This is a genomic window from Sulfuriferula thiophila (genome assembly GCF_003864975.1).
Classification (GTDB): Bacteria; Pseudomonadota; Gammaproteobacteria; order Burkholderiales; family Sulfuriferulaceae; genus Sulfuriferula; species Sulfuriferula thiophila.
On record NZ_BHGL01000007.1, the window covers coordinates 241,316 to 255,571 of the forward strand.

The window sequence follows — 14,256 nt, forward strand, 5'->3', positions numbered from 1 at the left end:
TTGCCATGCCACCACAAAAAAGAAACGGCGGAGTCGAACTCCGCCGTTTCGTAACCACTAACCAACTGATAATCTACTTCGCTTCGCGCACCTCATCCATGATAGCCAGCATGTCCGCCTCCCAGCGATCAAACAAGGGTTTCAATTTAGGATCAGGGAAAAACCGCTCCAGCATTTTCGGGTGACTGGCCACCAGAATAGCCTGATCACCCTCGGCAAATATCGTAATATTCAGCGGCAGAAAAGGTATCAGTTCCGGATAACTGGCCGTCACCGCTTTCACTTCTTCATATTTGCCGAAATACACCACGCGGTACATATCGCTCTTGAAATCGCGCTTCGCCAGATTCTCATTCACTTCCTGCAAGCGAGTAATCTTGTAACCGCGACTGGAAATTGCGCTTTGCAACAACGTCATTGCTTCAGGAAACTGGTTATCAGTACGCGCCATCAGCACCCCGTCAGCCATAGCCGGTGCACTCAGGCACAACAGCAACCCGACCAACCCTACCCATTGCGCTAATCTTTTCATAACGTCGCCTCCTCCATAATGGTGGTATAACTCTGCGTCATCTGATCACACAAACGATTGAGTTCGGAATTATTGAATAAACTGCTCAACACTTTCGGATTTACCGACATCACTTTCACTTTGCCATCCTGCTCAAAAATGGTAATACGGCACGGCAGGAACATACCCACGCGCGGATCTATCGCCAGTACCTGATTCAGCAAACTGACATTGCAAAAATAGACGATAACCTGCTTGGGATTTTCATTCTCCGGCGCGGTAAACCCATACTCCAGGGTCTGCACCCGGCCATAGAAGAAATTATTATTGCTGACTGCCTGCTTGACGTTCTCTACCGTCGTTTTCAGGTCATAAGGCGAGTCACGCACGATGACCGGATTCTCCACCTGGAGCAGCGTCGCGCTGGCTGATAAAGGCTGCTGCTCCAGGCTGCGCACATAACTCACCAGATCGTTAATATCCTTCTCTTTCAGCCCGCGCTTAAGGAAAGACACCATCGGCGTACCCTCCCGCCCCTTCATCAACGTCGCTTTGATCATGGCGTCACTGGCAGAAGCGAGGAAGCCGGGGTTATGCAAAGCCGGCGCCATGATCGGCAAATCTCGCGGGCGCGAGAAGGTCACGCCCGTACCCCGGCCACCCTCTGCATTAGCACCATGACAGGCCGCACAATATTTGCTGAATAACTGCTTACCATGGGCCGGATCACCCTTGATCGGGGCAGAGGAGTACACCACAGCCGGCTGTTTATTCCAGGCACGAACATAATGCACTAAAGCGTCGACTTCCCCGGAACTCAACTGGGTAAATGCCGGCATCACCCGGCCCGGTCGCCCCACGCGGATAGTTTTGCGTATGTAATCATCGCTAATACTGGCCTGGAACGATGGCAATGCCAGCGGCACACCAATCCCCCCGGTGCCTTTCGCGCCATGACAGGCAGCACAGTTTCGCTCATACAACTGAGCACCAGACTGATCAGCTTGCGCTTGCGCTAAACCCAGCCACACCAACCCGAATACCATCAACCAACGCATCAGCATTTTCTCACTCCCCGAAATCCCCTGCGCACTACCGATATAAAACACCCGAGATATAGCGTAGCATAATTTAATACCACAATATCCTTTTATTCAACCGGTGGCATATAGCGCACGCTGATAATTTCGACTTCACGCAAACCAGCAGGGGTGTGAAAGCGTACCAGATCACCTTCGCGCGCCTTGAGCAGCGCACGCGCCAGAGGCGATACCCAGTTGATCAACCCATGCGCGGGATCGGCCTCATCTACGCCGACGATCTGATACGTCTGCTCAGCCCCGGATTCGTCAGCCACAGTTACGGTAGCACCGAAAAATACCTGCTCAAGATTTTGCTGGGTTTCAGGATGGACAACTTCGGCGGTATCCAGACGTTTGGTGAGATAGCGCAAACGCCGGTCGATTTCGCGCAACCGGCGTTTGCCATAGATATAGTCCCCATTTTCAGAACGATCACCATTCGAGGCCGCCCATGACACAATCTCCACCACTTGCGGTCGTTCAGTGCGCAACAAATGATCGAATTCGGCCTGTAGCAGCGCATGCCCACGTGGCGTCATGTAATTTTTTACGCCTTGAGGCAATGCCAGTTCCGACGTCAGTTCGTCGTCATCATCGCCGTCGGTTTCTTTGGTGAATGCTTTACTCATGGAAATACTCAGATGGAAGGAGAAGCTGATCGATAAGCCGGGTTTTGTCGTGGGCAATCATTCCTCTAGGCGACTAGTTGCCTAGCCGCTCAAGCAGCCTACCCGCAGACTCAGCGAGCCGCTTCAACGCCTGCCTATTTGGCCTTGCTCCGGATGGAGGTTACCGCGTTTCACATCCGCCAGCCCGAAAGCTGGCATACTCGTCTCTGTGGCCCTATTCCTCGCCTCACGGCGGCCGGCCATTAACCGGCATCCTGCTCTATGGAGCCCGGACTTTCCTCCCCCTTGATTACTCAAGGCAGCGATTGCCTGATCAGCTTCAACGCCATTTTACCTCAATTAAGATTAAACCAGACTTTAATCTCCACCAGCGACTTAACCGCACGACCGGCTTTTTGCGCCGGGGCGAAACCGGCTTTGGTAAAAGCGTCCAGCGCGGCCTGATCAAACACGTCTGGCGGACTGGAGTCGCCGACCGTGACTTGTTCGACCTTGCCAGTATCGCTTAGCTTGATTTTGAGTAGCACCCAGCCCTGAATGTTACTGTCAGCGGCCGCTGCGGGATAAACCGGCGTAATGGGCCGCAATGCCCGCGGATGCACATCGACTTCTTTTGCAGTGTAATAAGTGTTATCAACCAGCAACGGCACATTCACGGTAGGCAAACCGGATTTAACTGGAGGTGTCAACGGCTGTACAGTAATGGGCGATACCGGCTCAGAAGGCGAAACAGCAGGCTGCGCCGACATAACCGAAGTATCCGGCTTGGGCGGCAACATTTTAATTGGCAGGGCGCTGGGGGTAATCGCCGTCATTACCGCCACATCGCCCACCACAGGCTTGGGATGAGTTGCAACCACAGGCTGCGGCCGTTGCGACAACTCGACCTGCAAAATATTTGGCAGGCTTGATACCTGTGGCACCGACGGTGCCAGCCGCACCAGACCGATAAAGGCAGCGTGCAAGCCCAACGAAAACAGCAGCGCTGCCAGCACCCGGCGGGCAGCCGGACTCAGTTCGGGTTCATGCAACGCAGCCTGATCTGACATGGCAAATCACGCGATCAATGCAAAGTCCGGGGCATAGCCAATACAAATGGCGCAATCTCGGCATCAAAATGCTCGCCGTCTTCGGCAATCATCTGATAACTGCCCTGCATGGTACCGACCGGTGTATTCAATGCGGTACCACTGGTATATTCGAACGACTCGCCCGGCTTCAGCAATGGCTGCTCTCCTACGACCCCCAGGCCACGCACCTCCTGCACATGCTCGTCGGCATCGGTAATGATCCAGTGCCGCGATACCAGTTGCGCCGGGATCGTACCGGTATTGGTTATGGTAACGGTATAGGCAAACACATAACGCTCTTCTTCAACATCAGACTGATCTGGCAGAAATGCAGTTTGCACAGCGATAGTAATGTGGTTCTTTCTAATGTCAGCCATAGGTATCTTTCAAAAAATGGTATTTCTCAAAATCGTTTTGTTGGGCGCAATGCGGCGTTACGCGGTGCTCACTCCTCGCCTATCTACTTGATATGTCTTGTCGTTCCGCTCCGCGCGCCTTGCACTGCATCCCAACAAATCGATTTTGAGAAGCACCTAAACTCCTGCTGTTACTAGGTCACAATTACAGGTAAAATCGTATACTTTCATATCTAGCGCGTTATCAAGGAGCCATCGTGTCCAAACAATTCCGTATCGCACCAAGCATATTATCTGCAAACTTCGCCAAATTAGGGCAAGAAGTTACCGACGTAATCGCTTCGGGCACAGACATTATTCACTTTGACGTGATGGACAACCATTACGTTCCTAATTTAACCATAGGACCGCTGGTATGCGAATCGCTACGTCCGGTAACTGATGCAATAATCGATGTGCACTTGATGGTCAAGCCAGTGGATCGCATTATCCCTGATTTTGCCAAGGCTGGGGCGAACATGATTACATTTCACCCGGAAGCGTCCGAGCACATCGACCGCACTCTGGCACTGATCAAGGAATGCGGATGCAAAGCCGGTCTGGTCTTCAATCCAGGCACATCACTGCATTTCCTCGACCACGTCATGGACAAGCTCGACATGATCCTGCTGATGTCGGTTAACCCAGGCTTCGGCGGTCAGAAATTCATCCCTGAAACACTGAACAAGATTCGCGCAGTACGCCAGCGCATTGACGCATCGGGTCGCGATATCTGGCTGGAAGTTGACGGCGGCGTAAAAGTCGACAACATCGCTGAAGTCGCCCGCGCCGGTGCAGACGTATTCGTTGCCGGCTCCGCCATTTACGGCGCAGGCAAAGACACCGACCCTAACCGCTATGACAGCGTTGTTGCCGCCATGCGTGCAGAACTGGCAAAGGTAGCATAAACGATGGATTTTCCGATTAAAATTAAAGCAGTAGTAATTGACCTCGACGGCACATTGCTCAACACCGCACCCGACCTCGCCTACGCTGCCGAGCTGATGATGGCCGAGCTGGGCCTGCAAGCACCACCACTGGACACCATCAAAACCTACATCGGCAATGGCGTGTCGCGTCTGGCGAAACGTGTTTTGACCGGCGACATGGACGCAGAGCCGGATGCAGAACTGTTTGCCCGTGCGTTCCCGCTCTACGAAAAGCACTACGGCGCAAACGTCTCCAAGTATTCACGTCCGTTCGACGGCGTGGTTGCCGGTCTGGATGCATTCCGTGCGATGGGCGTGCATGTTGCCTGTATCACCAACAAAGCCGAAAAGTACACCGTCCCTCTGTTACGTGATACCGGCCTGCTGGATTACTTCGAGCTGGTGCTGTCCGGTGACTCCTTGCCTAAACGCAAGCCAGACCCGATGCCGCTGCTGCATGCATGCAAGCACTTCGGTATCGAACCGGCAGAATTGCTGCTGATCGGCGATTCGCTGAATGATACCCAGGCTGCACGTGCCGCCGGCTGCCATATATTCTGCGTACCGTATGGCTACAACCGCGGCCGCCCGGTCAGCGAGCTGGATCTGGATGCGGTTACACCGACGCTGCTGGATGCAGCCAAATTAGTCACCAAGGCCAATTAATCATGTTTGCATTTACCTTCCCGATGAAATTATCAGCACGATGGTGGCGATGGCACAGCTAACAAGCACTGTCTCCATCATTCTCATCGTATAAAGGTAAATGCATCATGACTGAACAGCAATTCTTTGAACTTGCCCGCCAGGGCTACAATCGCATCCCGCTCACCCGGGAATTACCGGCAGATCTGGATACACCGTTAGCGGTCTATCTGAAACTCGCCAACGCCCCTTATTCGTATTTGCTGGAATCCGTCGTCGGCGGTGAACAATTCGGCCGCTACTCTTTCATCGGCTTGCCTGCCCGTACCGTACTGCGCGTGCACGGGCATGTCGTCACCATCGAAACTGATGGCGTCAAAGTCGAGCAGCACGACAGCGCCGACCCGCTAGGCTTCATTGAATCGGTGCTGCAACGCTATCGTGCGGCTGATTTACCCGGGCTACCGCGCTTTGCCGGCGGACTCGCCGGTTATTTCGGCTACGACACCGTACGCTATATTGAAAAGCGCCTCGCCCACACACACAAGAACGACACCCTGCACACGCCGGACAGCCTGCTTTTGCTCACCGACGAGCTGGTCGTTGTCGATAACCTGAGCAGCTCGCTGACGCTGATCGTCTATGTCGACCCGCTGGAACCGGATGCCTACAGCAAAGGTTATGTGCGCCTCAACGAGCTCACCGAACAGTTACGCGCACCGCTTGCAGCGCCACACACCGAAGCCATTGCGCCTGCCGAAGTCGTATCCGAGTTCGGCGAAGACGCATTCAAAGCCGCAGTCAAACGTGCACAGGAGTACATCCTGGCTGGCGACATCATGCAGGTGGTACTGAGCCAGCGCATGTCGCGCCCGTTCAACGCCAGCCCGCTGACACTGTACCGTGCGCTACGCAGCCTCAACCCATCGCCGTACATGTTCTATTACGACATGGGCAGCTTCCATGTGGTCGGTGCCTCGCCGGAAATCCTGGTACGCCTGGAAGACGACACGGTCACCGTGCGCCCGATTGCCGGTACCCGTCCGCGCGGTTCCAACCGCGAATCCGACGCAGCACTGGCAACCGAATTGCTGGCCGACCCCAAAGAATGCTCCGAGCACCTGCAACTGCTCGACCTCGGCCGCAATGATGCCGGCCGCGTCGCTGTCACTGGTAGCGTCAAAGTCACCGAAAACATGCAGATCGAGCGCTACTCGCACGTCATGCATATCGTCTCCAACGTCGAAGGCAAACTTAAACCCGGCCTGAGTGCGATGGATGTACTGCGCGCCACCTTCCCGGCAGGCACGGTATCCGGCGCGCCCAAAGTGCGGGCGATGGAAATCATCGACGAACTGGAGCCGAGCAAACGCGGCATCTATGCCGGTGCAGTCGGTTATTTAAGTTTTAACGGCGCTATGGATCTGGCCATCGCCATCCGTACCGCCGTGATCAAGGACAACATGCTCTACGTCCAGGCCGGTGCCGGCATCGTCGCTGATTCCGTTCCCGAGAGCGAATGGATAGAAACCCAGAACAAAGCCCGCGCCGTGATCCGTGCAGCAGAACTTGCACAAGCAGGTCTGGAAGGGGCAGGGGAATAATATGTTATTAATGATAGACAATTACGATTCGTTCACCTACAACCTCGTGCAGTATTTCGGCGAGCTGGGTGAAGAAGTGCAAGTGTACCGCAATGATGAAATCGACCTGGATGCCATCACCGCACTCAAGCCCGACCACATCGTCATTTCGCCCGGACCATGCACGCCAAATGAAGCTGGCATTTCCGTGCCGGTAATCAAGGCTTTTGCTGGTCAAGTGCCTATCCTCGGCGTATGCCTCGGTCACCAGAGCATCGGTCAGGCTTTTGGTGGCAAGATTATTCGGGCGCAGCAATTGATGCACGGCAAAACCTCGATGATTCACCACAAGGACAGCGGCGTGTTTGCCGGCCTGCCCAATCCGCTGCGCGCCACCCGTTACCACTCGCTGGTCATCGAGCGCGAATCCCTGCCGGATTGTCTGGAAATTACCGCATGGACGGACGATGGCGAAATCATGGGCGTACGCCACAAGACCCTGCCGATCGAAGGCGTGCAATTCCACCCTGAGTCCATCCTCACCGAATATGGCCACGAAATGCTGGCCAACTTCCTCAAAGTCAAAGCGTAAGGCGGGCTCATGATTAACGCACCTCAACTGCTCAATCAATTGCTGGAGCGGCAGGACCTCAGCCGCGAGCAAATGCTCGCGCTGATGCACGCGGTGATGGGTGGCGAACTGCCGCCCACGCTGATCGCCGCTTTCCTTGTCGCCTTGCGCTGCAAGGGCGAAACCATCACCGAACTCGCCGCCGCCGCAGAAGTCATGCGTGCGCTGTCGATCAAAGTACCGTTAGCCGGCGTCGCAAATCTGGTCGACACCTGCGGCACCGGCGGCGATGGCGCCCATACCTTCAACATTTCCACCGCCTCGGCATTCGTCGCAGCTGCCGCCGGCGCCAAGGTTGCCAAACACGGTGGCCGCTCGGTATCGTCCACCTCAGGCAGTGCCGACGTGCTCGAAGCGCTGGGCGTCAACGTCAACCTCACACCGGAACAGGTCGCGCAGTGCGTGCAACAAGTCGGCATCGGCTTCATGTTCGCACCCAATCACCACAGCGCGATGAAACATGCCGCACCAGTACGCCGCGAACTGGGTGTGCGCACACTGTTCAACCTGCTCGGACCGATGACCAACCCCGCCAGCGCGCCAAACCAAGTCATGGGCGTGTATGCCCGCGAACTTACCGGCAAACTGGCGCAAGTGCTGCATACTCTGGGCAGCGAACATGTCATGGTAGTTCACGCCGCAGACGGCATGGATGAACTCAGCCTGAGCGGCGTCAGCTACGTCGCCGAACTCAACCACGGCCAGGTCACTGAATACGAAATCACACCGGAACAATTCGGTTTTGCCCGCGCTGACAACAGCAGCCTGATGGTGGATAGCGCAGCTTCAGCCAAAAACATGCTGATCAGCGCCCTCACCAACCAGCATCGGGCTGCCAGCGACATCGTCGCCCTCAACGCCGGCGCCGCTATTTACGTAGCCGACATCAGCGACAGTCTCGCAGCAGGCGTTACCCTGGCGATGCAGCAAATCACCTCCGGCGCCGCACACCGCAAGCTCGAACAATTAATCCAATACAGCCAACATGTCTGACATCCTCGATCGTATCCTCGCAACCAAACAACGTGAAGTCGCTGCCGCGCAAAGCCAGATATCGTTAGACGAAATCAAGGCACGTGCACTCGCGATGCCAGCCCCGCGCGATTTTGTCGGCGCCATTCGCCAGCGCGTAGAACAACAGCGCCCTGCCGTCATTGCTGAAATCAAACGCGCCAGCCCCTCCAAAGGCCTGCTCCGCGCCGATTTTCAGCCGGCTGAAATTGCCAGAACCTACGCCCAGCATGGTGCAGCGTGTCTGTCAGTGCTCACCGACCGCGACTATTTCCAAGGCAGCGCAGAGTTTCTAATTGCCGCCCGTTCCGCCTGCGAGCTGCCGGTATTGCGCAAGGATTTCATGGTCGACCCGTATCAGGTATATGAAGCCAGAGCCATGGGAGCCGACTGCATCCTGCTCATCGTCGCCGCGCTCAGCCTGACGCAAATGCAGGAACTGGAAGCCATTGCCACCGAACTGGGCATGGCCGTCCTCGTCGAATCACACAGCAGCACCGAACTCGACATCGCCCTGCACCTCAACACCCCGCTGCAAGGCATCAACAACCGCAACCTGCGCACCTTCGAAACCAGCCTCGACACCACGCTGCAACTGCTGAACAAAGTCGATGACAGCCGCATCGTCATCACCGAAAGCGGCATCCACAGCCGTGCCGACGTCGAACTGATGCAGGCGCATCATGTGCATGGGTTTCTGGTGGGCGAGGCGTTTATGCGCGCGGATGATCCGGGGATGGAGCTGGCACGGTTGTTTGGGTGAGATGGGCTGGATATTCTGATAGACTTGTTGCCGGTTGACGTGTTGGTAGCGGGTGTAGTTGTTTTTCTTGAAATCGGTGTGATTGAAGGCATCAACAACATACTTTATATTACATATCAACAATATATAGGATAAATACACTTATGTTATACATCGATTTGTTACATGAAATAGGCACCGATTTCGGTGCCTATTAAACGTTAGCCATCAACGGAGACTCTATGCCGCCGACTCCAACACCGCTGTACCTCGACTGGCAGTTCTGGGCTGCGGTGGTTGCGGGCCTCGCGCTTGTTCTATCGCAACTACCGCCCGTAGTTCTTTGGTTCCGCCCCCGTCGCCTTGAAGTCGAAGTCCATAGTCGAATTCAAGTAACCCACAAAGTCGGTAACCCAAATGTCGGCATGTTCGTGAGCGTTCGCAATACTGGTGGTAGAGAACTGCGCATTCGCTCTCTTAGAATTGTTCTCGCTCGTGACAACAGCCCATTAGCCAATCTTCCCGCACAGAACTACTTTGAGAGCCCATCCTCGCAATCCTCTGTTCTCTTTGTCCCATTCACACTGAAACCTGGCGACACTTGGGCACACGGAACGAATTTCCTCAATTTTTTCGACCGCGCGACAGAGAAGCTTTATCGAGAGTCCGAATCCAAGCTCGGTGCAGACATTCGTCGAAAGCTCGACGCGAGAGCCGAAGATGACAAAAGTGCAGTTGTTGCTGAACCTGATCTGGTTGCACCGTTTATGAAACTGTTTGACCAGCTATTCATATGGCAACCGGGAGAGTACGTCGCCGAATTGATTGTTGAAGCAGAACCCGGATCGGCATCGTTTAGCAGAAAGTACCGATTCACGCTCTACGAATCAGACTCTGCCGAACTCCGAGCACACATCGAAGACTACAAGTTCGGGGGCGGTGTTTCCTACAACGTCGATAAACATGCTGGCGTATTTGTTCCTCTCTCTCAGCATAATGGCTAACCACTCATTCCACCGGACCTGCGCGAAAAGCCGCAGAAGCATAGGGTCAGGCCTAATCAGTATTCGCCAATTACTTTGTCTACTGCAGGTTTTATTTTGGCACGATCAATTCTACTCAGGACGGCACAAGGGGCCTTGAGTCTTGCGGTATCAATCGCGAAAATTTCGTCGGTGGATAATACAAACTGCCCTTGTCCAGCAACTTCAATCAGCGGAGCCAAGATCTCGACAGGCTGAGCATTAGCGCGTAACGGAATGACGACAGTTGCACCAGTTTTACTCGTGATATGGTCGTTCTGAACAGAGACGAGATATGGTATCTCTAGCTTCATGGCGCCCGGATTGGGATAGATGTCAAATTGCGCCAAGGCTTAGATCCGGTCAAACTCGGCACCTGCCAACCCGGTACTGGATATATCCATTCCATGTGCAGCCAACGCTACCGCGTTGCGTTCTACCCAAGCGCGGTTCTCCAGTTCCTCGAGTATTCCGGCAAGCAATTGCTCAGCGTGCGCTGAAAAATTAACTTGCTGCTTGTAAGGTTCGAGGCGATCCAGCAGATCCTGATTGATCGACAATGACAGGCGGCCTTTTTTAGCGGTCGAGTCGTAATAGGTTTGCATAGTGCATCAACTCTGATAACAAGATGCGTATAATCATACGCATCTTTGCAACCATGTCAAACCAGTTCACAGAACCGGGTAGGGAACTACGTAGCCGGGCTTACATTAACCCATCTCCAACCAACCTGAGGATTGACGCAGGTTAGGTAGAGCTTGACGATGCCCCCTCAAATCCCGGTAAACAGCAAATCCAGTGCGGCAATAATTTCATCGCGTTGATTCTGCAGCGAAGTAACTTTATCCCCCAGCGAACGCTTCGCTACACCCGCCAGTTCGACTGTGGACATCACGACTAACGTGCCATTGACGGTAAATTGGGGATTAAGCACCTTTGCTGCCATGCTCATTTCTTCCGCACCCCGTGTCGCCAGCCTGTACAGCAACTCGGCCTGCACGTCGAGCTGTTAAGGAATCACCTTGCAGGTATCCTGATTCGAATTACGGTAGATATGCGCCATCAGAACCGCCGCATACTGTCGCTGAAGGTGCCATACGTTTCAATACGCCGGTTATAATCCTCCAGCGCATTCTGATTTTCTGCCAGCCACCGGCTGTGCTGCGCTTGCCGCACGATTTCGGCCAGATGCAACTCCAGGGTTTGCGAGAGGTTGATATTCAGTTGCTTGGCATGCTGCAATAAATCAGCATTGATGCTGAGATTGGCTAATTTCTTGGGCGCAGCCGGATTATAAAGTGTATTGCCCATGACTATATCCTTAGCATAGTTTATGCACATAAATTACGCGCATAAACTCTGATGTCAAGTATAAAAATCATGGAGGAAAACACCGGATACTAAATAGCATATTGTTCGTTAATTGCACCTATTCTTGATATGCTGCCGCAAATCGGGTCTCGTAAAGCGCTTGTGCTCAAATAAGTTTTTAAATTAGATATGGATTAAAAATGACTCAAGGATTTGTATTAACCCTGCTGGCGCTGTTGCTCTATGGTGCGTGGGGATTTTCCTACAAGCTACTGTCCATCAAAGGCATCCAGGGGGAATGGGTAGTCACACTGGTAATGCTGCTTGGCGCAATCATCTCTGCATCAATTGCCATGGTCCGCTCAGAACCGTTTCCTGTAGATAAAGTCAGTGCAAATATTCCCTGGCTGGTTCTCGCCGCCTTAAGTGGCGCCATAGGCAACATCTTATTGGTAAAAGCCATGACATTCCCGGGTCTTAGCTCCGGGCTGGTACTGGCCATAACCGGGGCCTATCCACTGGTAGCCGCCCTGCTTGCCTACTTGTTTCTGAATGAGCAACTTACCGGCATTCAAGCCATGGGCACCGCCACGATCGTCTTCGGTGTCGGGTTGCTCATGTTCAAGTGAACTGCGACTGCAAATAGCTACCGGAGCATATTCAACTCATTGAGCCCTCGGTCTTGCATTCATGTAGTTCAGGAACTTGAATCTAGGAGCATAACGATACTTATCAAATCCCCGCACTCCAGGAAACTGATACACCCCAAACACCATGATTCAGTGATGCTAACCTGAGCCGCTCGTCTTCCCAACCCAACCATTAACCTCTTAACAGGCCACGAACAACAACATCTTCGTACTGCCCACATTTTTTCACATGCTGCCGCAGCATCCCTTCCATTTGCATACCAAGCTTCTCCATGACACGACCTGAAGCTTGATTCCTGCTGAAGTGGGTGGCATGTATGCGGTTCATCCCAAGCTCGGTAAACGCATATTCGATTACTGCCTCTCCAGCCTCGGTGCAGTAGCCTTGTCCCCAATAGGGACAACCTATCCAGTAACCCAACTCAGCATTATCAAAATCACGCTTAATCCGCAGTCCTATACAGCCGACAAGCTCACCTGACGCTTGCAGCACAATAGCGAACGTAACCGAATTCCCTGTTGCAAATTGCAATGCATGGCCGGAAATCCAGCATTCTGCAGCGCCGTCTTCGTAGGGATGAGGCACATTTTGAGTCATATCAGCAATCCTGCAATCACCGGCTAGGCGTTGCACATCACCTGCATCACTCAACATGAATGGGCGCAACAGCAAGCGCTGCGTATTCAACTCAGGACAGGAATTCATGGCCACATTCATTCGACATAAATATCCGAATGTTAAAACTGTAACATGACAAAGCAGTGACGGAAAACCACAAAAAATATTAAAATATCAATACAAAACAATACGTTACTTTTAACAAAAATTCACGCCAAGGCAATCCGATGGCAATAATTATCTACTAATATTCTAATTTTTAACCTTACAAGTTACTTACCATGCGCCGCTGGCAAGATACCCCTCGCAACAAGGCCCGTATCGAAATCATACCGATGATAGACGTCATGATGTTCCTGCTGGTGTTCTTTGTGCTGATCAGCCTGAACGTCATTCCGGCACAAGGTTTGAAGATGCAACTACCACAGTCGGGTCATACCGAACCAATACAGTCAGTACGTAATGTGGTGATTACACTGGTGGGCGACAACACGCTGCAGCTTGAAGGCAAACCGGTCACGCTTGAAACCCTACCCGCTGCACTGAATGCGCTGGGTAACACGCACACCAAGCTCAATATCATTATTAATGGCGATAAAGCCGCCAGCCTGCAAGCGCTGGTCAACGTGATGGACGCGCTCAAAACACACGGCTTCGAATCGCTGTCCATCGCTGCGAAGCAACGCTGATGCTACTCGACCCAATTTACCAATTACGTTCCTGGCTGGCCAGCGCGCCCAGCCTAATTATCATTGCACTGGCAGTGTTCTGGAGCAGCCAGGTTGCACCATTGAAATCGCTGCCTAAACCAAAGCCTCCCATGCAACTGCGCATGATTGAACTCACACCGACCGTACCAGTGGTAGTACCGCCGCAACCACGGCCCGCAACACTGCCGCAACGCGAGCCGGCTAAACCGGCAATACACAAAGCGGTATCCGTTCCATCGCCAGCCCCAGCAGTTACAGCGCCCGTCGCGGTAGCGGTAGCAGCACCAGCAGCGACGTCAACCGCTCCCGCCGTCAGCAATGCCGCCACAGCACCACAACTCGCGCCCCCACAACCAGCCAAGCGCGTTGCAGAAACACCGCCGCCACCACCAGTTCCAATCAGCGCCGATCTGGAAGCGGGTTATATAGCCAAATTGCGCGCCTATATCGACAGCAGCAAACGCTACCCTACCGGCCGCGAGGCCAGCCTGATGCGCCCGGCCGGCATGGTGCGAATCTGGCTGGAACTGGATCGCAACGGGCATCTGCTGGACTCCGGTATAGAACAGAGCTCGCACTCCATGCTGCTTGACCACGCCGCACTCTCTACCGTACGCCGTGGCGAATACCCGAATTTTCCGGCTGATGTCTGGCCGGGTGGAAACAGCCACCGATTTACTGTTGATATTAATTACACGCCAGCAAATTAATTTACT

Annotated in this window: 20 protein-coding genes and 1 other RNA gene; 10 read left to right on the top strand and 11 right to left on the bottom strand. The window is 53.6% G+C overall.

Going from position 1 to position 14,256, the window contains the following annotated elements; all coding sequences use genetic code 11:
• Positions 1-73 precede the first annotated feature (73 nt).
• The 6 genes from EJE49_RS05910 to apaG form a co-directional block, all read right to left on the bottom strand.
• Positions 74-532 carry a DUF302 domain-containing protein gene (locus EJE49_RS05910; RefSeq protein ID WP_124949480.1) on the bottom strand — a complete coding sequence of 153 codons (459 nt, stop codon included), beginning with the start codon at positions 530-532 and terminating at the stop codon, positions 74-76.
• On the bottom strand, positions 529-1,575 hold the full coding sequence (locus tag EJE49_RS05915; protein ID WP_124949481.1) for a c-type cytochrome: 1,047 nt from the start codon (positions 1,573-1,575) through the stop codon (positions 529-531). Before EJE49_RS05915 ends, EJE49_RS05910 begins: the two co-directional genes overlap by 4 nt.
• A gap of 86 nt (positions 1,576-1,661) precedes the next feature.
• On the bottom strand, positions 1,662-2,222 hold the full coding sequence (gene greB, locus EJE49_RS05920) for a transcription elongation factor GreB (RefSeq protein WP_124949482.1): 561 nt from the start codon (positions 2,220-2,222) through the stop codon (positions 1,662-1,664).
• Positions 2,223-2,239: 17 nt separating this feature from the next.
• An RNA gene (gene rnpB, locus EJE49_RS05925) (RNase P RNA component class A) lies at positions 2,240-2,543 on the bottom strand.
• 14 nt (positions 2,544-2,557) lie between these two features.
• The gene (locus EJE49_RS05930) at positions 2,558-3,271 is read right to left on the bottom strand and encodes an energy transducer TonB (RefSeq protein WP_124949483.1); all 714 of its coding nucleotides are present in this window, start codon (positions 3,269-3,271) and stop codon (positions 2,558-2,560) included.
• A 14-nt stretch (positions 3,272-3,285) separates the two neighbouring features.
• Positions 3,286-3,669, bottom strand: coding sequence for a Co2+/Mg2+ efflux facilitator ApaG/CorD (gene apaG, locus EJE49_RS05935; RefSeq protein WP_124949484.1), 384 nt, complete (start codon positions 3,667-3,669; stop codon positions 3,286-3,288).
• 236 nt (positions 3,670-3,905) lie between these two features.
• Between apaG and rpe the strand changes: the two genes are divergently transcribed.
• The 7 genes from rpe (at position 3,906) to EJE49_RS05970 (ending at position 10,232) form a co-directional block, all read left to right on the top strand.
• Positions 3,906-4,595, top strand: coding sequence for a ribulose-phosphate 3-epimerase (gene rpe, locus EJE49_RS05940; RefSeq protein ID WP_124949485.1), 690 nt, complete (start codon positions 3,906-3,908; stop codon positions 4,593-4,595).
• A 3-nt stretch (positions 4,596-4,598) separates the two neighbouring features.
• Positions 4,599-5,282, top strand: coding sequence for a phosphoglycolate phosphatase (locus EJE49_RS05945; protein ID WP_124949486.1), 684 nt, complete (start codon positions 4,599-4,601; stop codon positions 5,280-5,282).
• A gap of 107 nt (positions 5,283-5,389) precedes the next feature.
• On the top strand, positions 5,390-6,865 hold the full coding sequence (trpE, locus tag EJE49_RS05950; protein ID WP_124949487.1) for an anthranilate synthase component I: 1,476 nt from the start codon (positions 5,390-5,392) through the stop codon (positions 6,863-6,865).
• 1 nt (position 6,866) lies between these two features.
• Positions 6,867-7,436: an anthranilate synthase component II gene (locus EJE49_RS05955; protein ID WP_124949488.1), complete on the top strand. Its 570-nt coding sequence runs from the start codon at positions 6,867-6,869 to the stop codon at positions 7,434-7,436.
• 9 nt (positions 7,437-7,445) lie between these two features.
• The gene (gene trpD, locus EJE49_RS05960) at positions 7,446-8,468 is read left to right on the top strand and encodes an anthranilate phosphoribosyltransferase (RefSeq protein ID WP_124949489.1); all 1,023 of its coding nucleotides are present in this window, start codon (positions 7,446-7,448) and stop codon (positions 8,466-8,468) included.
• A complete protein-coding gene (trpC, locus tag EJE49_RS05965; protein ID WP_124949490.1) occupies positions 8,461-9,249 on the top strand; it encodes an indole-3-glycerol phosphate synthase TrpC in 789 nt (262 codons plus the stop codon). The genes trpD and trpC overlap by 8 nt, the downstream gene beginning before the upstream one ends.
• Positions 9,250-9,470: 221 nt before the next feature.
• Complete coding sequence (locus EJE49_RS05970) at positions 9,471-10,232, top strand: hypothetical protein (protein WP_124949491.1); 762 nt, start codon at positions 9,471-9,473, stop codon at positions 10,230-10,232.
• Between the two features lie 56 nt (positions 10,233-10,288).
• Here the strand turns inward: EJE49_RS05970 and EJE49_RS05975 are convergent, their stop codons facing one another.
• From EJE49_RS05975 to EJE49_RS05990, 4 genes are all read right to left on the bottom strand, one after another.
• Complete coding sequence (locus tag EJE49_RS05975; protein WP_124949492.1) at positions 10,289-10,600, bottom strand: CcdB family protein; 312 nt, start codon at positions 10,598-10,600, stop codon at positions 10,289-10,291.
• Positions 10,601-10,603: 3 nt separating this feature from the next.
• Positions 10,604-10,855 (bottom strand): type II toxin-antitoxin system CcdA family antitoxin, encoded by a 252-nt coding sequence (locus EJE49_RS05980; protein WP_124949493.1) that lies wholly within the window; start codon positions 10,853-10,855, stop codon positions 10,604-10,606.
• A gap of 167 nt (positions 10,856-11,022) precedes the next feature.
• Entirely contained in the window at positions 11,023-11,250 is a 228-nt protein-coding gene (locus tag EJE49_RS05985) for a CcdB family protein (RefSeq protein ID WP_124949494.1), read from the bottom strand.
• Positions 11,251-11,312: 62 nt separating this feature from the next.
• A complete protein-coding gene (locus tag EJE49_RS05990) occupies positions 11,313-11,561 on the bottom strand; it encodes a type II toxin-antitoxin system CcdA family antitoxin (protein WP_223246768.1) in 249 nt (82 codons plus the stop codon).
• Positions 11,562-11,761: 200 nt separating this feature from the next.
• Here EJE49_RS05990 and EJE49_RS05995 point away from each other — a divergent pair, with 200 nt between their 5' ends.
• On the top strand, positions 11,762-12,190 hold the full coding sequence (locus EJE49_RS05995) for an EamA family transporter (RefSeq protein ID WP_124949496.1): 429 nt from the start codon (positions 11,762-11,764) through the stop codon (positions 12,188-12,190).
• Positions 12,191-12,383: 193 nt separating this feature from the next.
• Here the strand turns inward: EJE49_RS05995 and EJE49_RS06000 are convergent, their stop codons facing one another.
• The gene (locus tag EJE49_RS06000) at positions 12,384-12,917 is read right to left on the bottom strand and encodes a GNAT family N-acetyltransferase (RefSeq protein WP_189941725.1); all 534 of its coding nucleotides are present in this window, start codon (positions 12,915-12,917) and stop codon (positions 12,384-12,386) included.
• Between the two features lie 194 nt (positions 12,918-13,111).
• Between EJE49_RS06000 and EJE49_RS06005 the strand changes: the two genes are divergently transcribed.
• Both EJE49_RS06005 and EJE49_RS06010 read left to right on the top strand, forming a co-directional pair.
• Entirely contained in the window at positions 13,112-13,519 is a 408-nt protein-coding gene (locus tag EJE49_RS06005) for an ExbD/TolR family protein (RefSeq protein WP_124949498.1), read from the top strand.
• Positions 13,519-14,250: an energy transducer TonB family protein gene (locus EJE49_RS06010; RefSeq protein WP_124949499.1), complete on the top strand. Its 732-nt coding sequence runs from the start codon at positions 13,519-13,521 to the stop codon at positions 14,248-14,250. Before EJE49_RS06005 ends, EJE49_RS06010 begins: the two co-directional genes overlap by 1 nt.
• The last annotated feature ends 6 nt before the right edge of the window (positions 14,251-14,256 follow it).

Excerpts from the sequence above, each read along its gene's own strand:
- EJE49_RS05995 (WP_124949496.1), top strand. The coding sequence starts at position 11,762 with ATGACTCAAGGATTTGTATTAACCCTGCTGGCGCTGTTGCTCTATGGT.
- EJE49_RS05990 (WP_223246768.1), bottom strand. The coding sequence starts at position 11,561 with ATGGGCAATACACTTTATAATCCGGCTGCGCCCAAGAAATTAGCCAAT.
- EJE49_RS05945 (WP_124949486.1), top strand. The coding sequence starts at position 4,599 with ATGGATTTTCCGATTAAAATTAAAGCAGTAGTAATTGACCTCGACGGC.
- EJE49_RS05930 (WP_124949483.1), bottom strand. The coding sequence starts at position 3,271 with ATGTCAGATCAGGCTGCGTTGCATGAACCCGAACTGAGTCCGGCTGCC.
- EJE49_RS05915 (WP_124949481.1), bottom strand. The coding sequence starts at position 1,575 with ATGCTGATGCGTTGGTTGATGGTATTCGGGTTGGTGTGGCTGGGTTTA.
- greB (WP_124949482.1), bottom strand. The coding sequence starts at position 2,222 with ATGAGTAAAGCATTCACCAAAGAAACCGACGGCGATGATGACGACGAA.
- EJE49_RS06000 (WP_189941725.1), bottom strand. The coding sequence starts at position 12,917 with ATGAATTCCTGTCCTGAGTTGAATACGCAGCGCTTGCTGTTGCGCCCA.
- trpE (WP_124949487.1), top strand. The coding sequence starts at position 5,390 with ATGACTGAACAGCAATTCTTTGAACTTGCCCGCCAGGGCTACAATCGC.
- EJE49_RS05970 (WP_124949491.1), top strand. The coding sequence starts at position 9,471 with ATGCCGCCGACTCCAACACCGCTGTACCTCGACTGGCAGTTCTGGGCT.
- EJE49_RS05955 (WP_124949488.1), top strand. The coding sequence starts at position 6,867 with ATGTTATTAATGATAGACAATTACGATTCGTTCACCTACAACCTCGTG.
- EJE49_RS06010 (WP_124949499.1), top strand. The coding sequence starts at position 13,519 with ATGCTACTCGACCCAATTTACCAATTACGTTCCTGGCTGGCCAGCGCG.
- apaG (WP_124949484.1), bottom strand. The coding sequence starts at position 3,669 with ATGGCTGACATTAGAAAGAACCACATTACTATCGCTGTGCAAACTGCA.
- EJE49_RS05910 (WP_124949480.1), bottom strand. The coding sequence starts at position 532 with ATGAAAAGATTAGCGCAATGGGTAGGGTTGGTCGGGTTGCTGTTGTGC.
- trpD (WP_124949489.1), top strand. The coding sequence starts at position 7,446 with ATGATTAACGCACCTCAACTGCTCAATCAATTGCTGGAGCGGCAGGAC.
- EJE49_RS05980 (WP_124949493.1), bottom strand. The coding sequence starts at position 10,855 with ATGCAAACCTATTACGACTCGACCGCTAAAAAAGGCCGCCTGTCATTG.
- trpC (WP_124949490.1), top strand. The coding sequence starts at position 8,461 with ATGTCTGACATCCTCGATCGTATCCTCGCAACCAAACAACGTGAAGTC.
- EJE49_RS06005 (WP_124949498.1), top strand. The coding sequence starts at position 13,112 with ATGCGCCGCTGGCAAGATACCCCTCGCAACAAGGCCCGTATCGAAATC.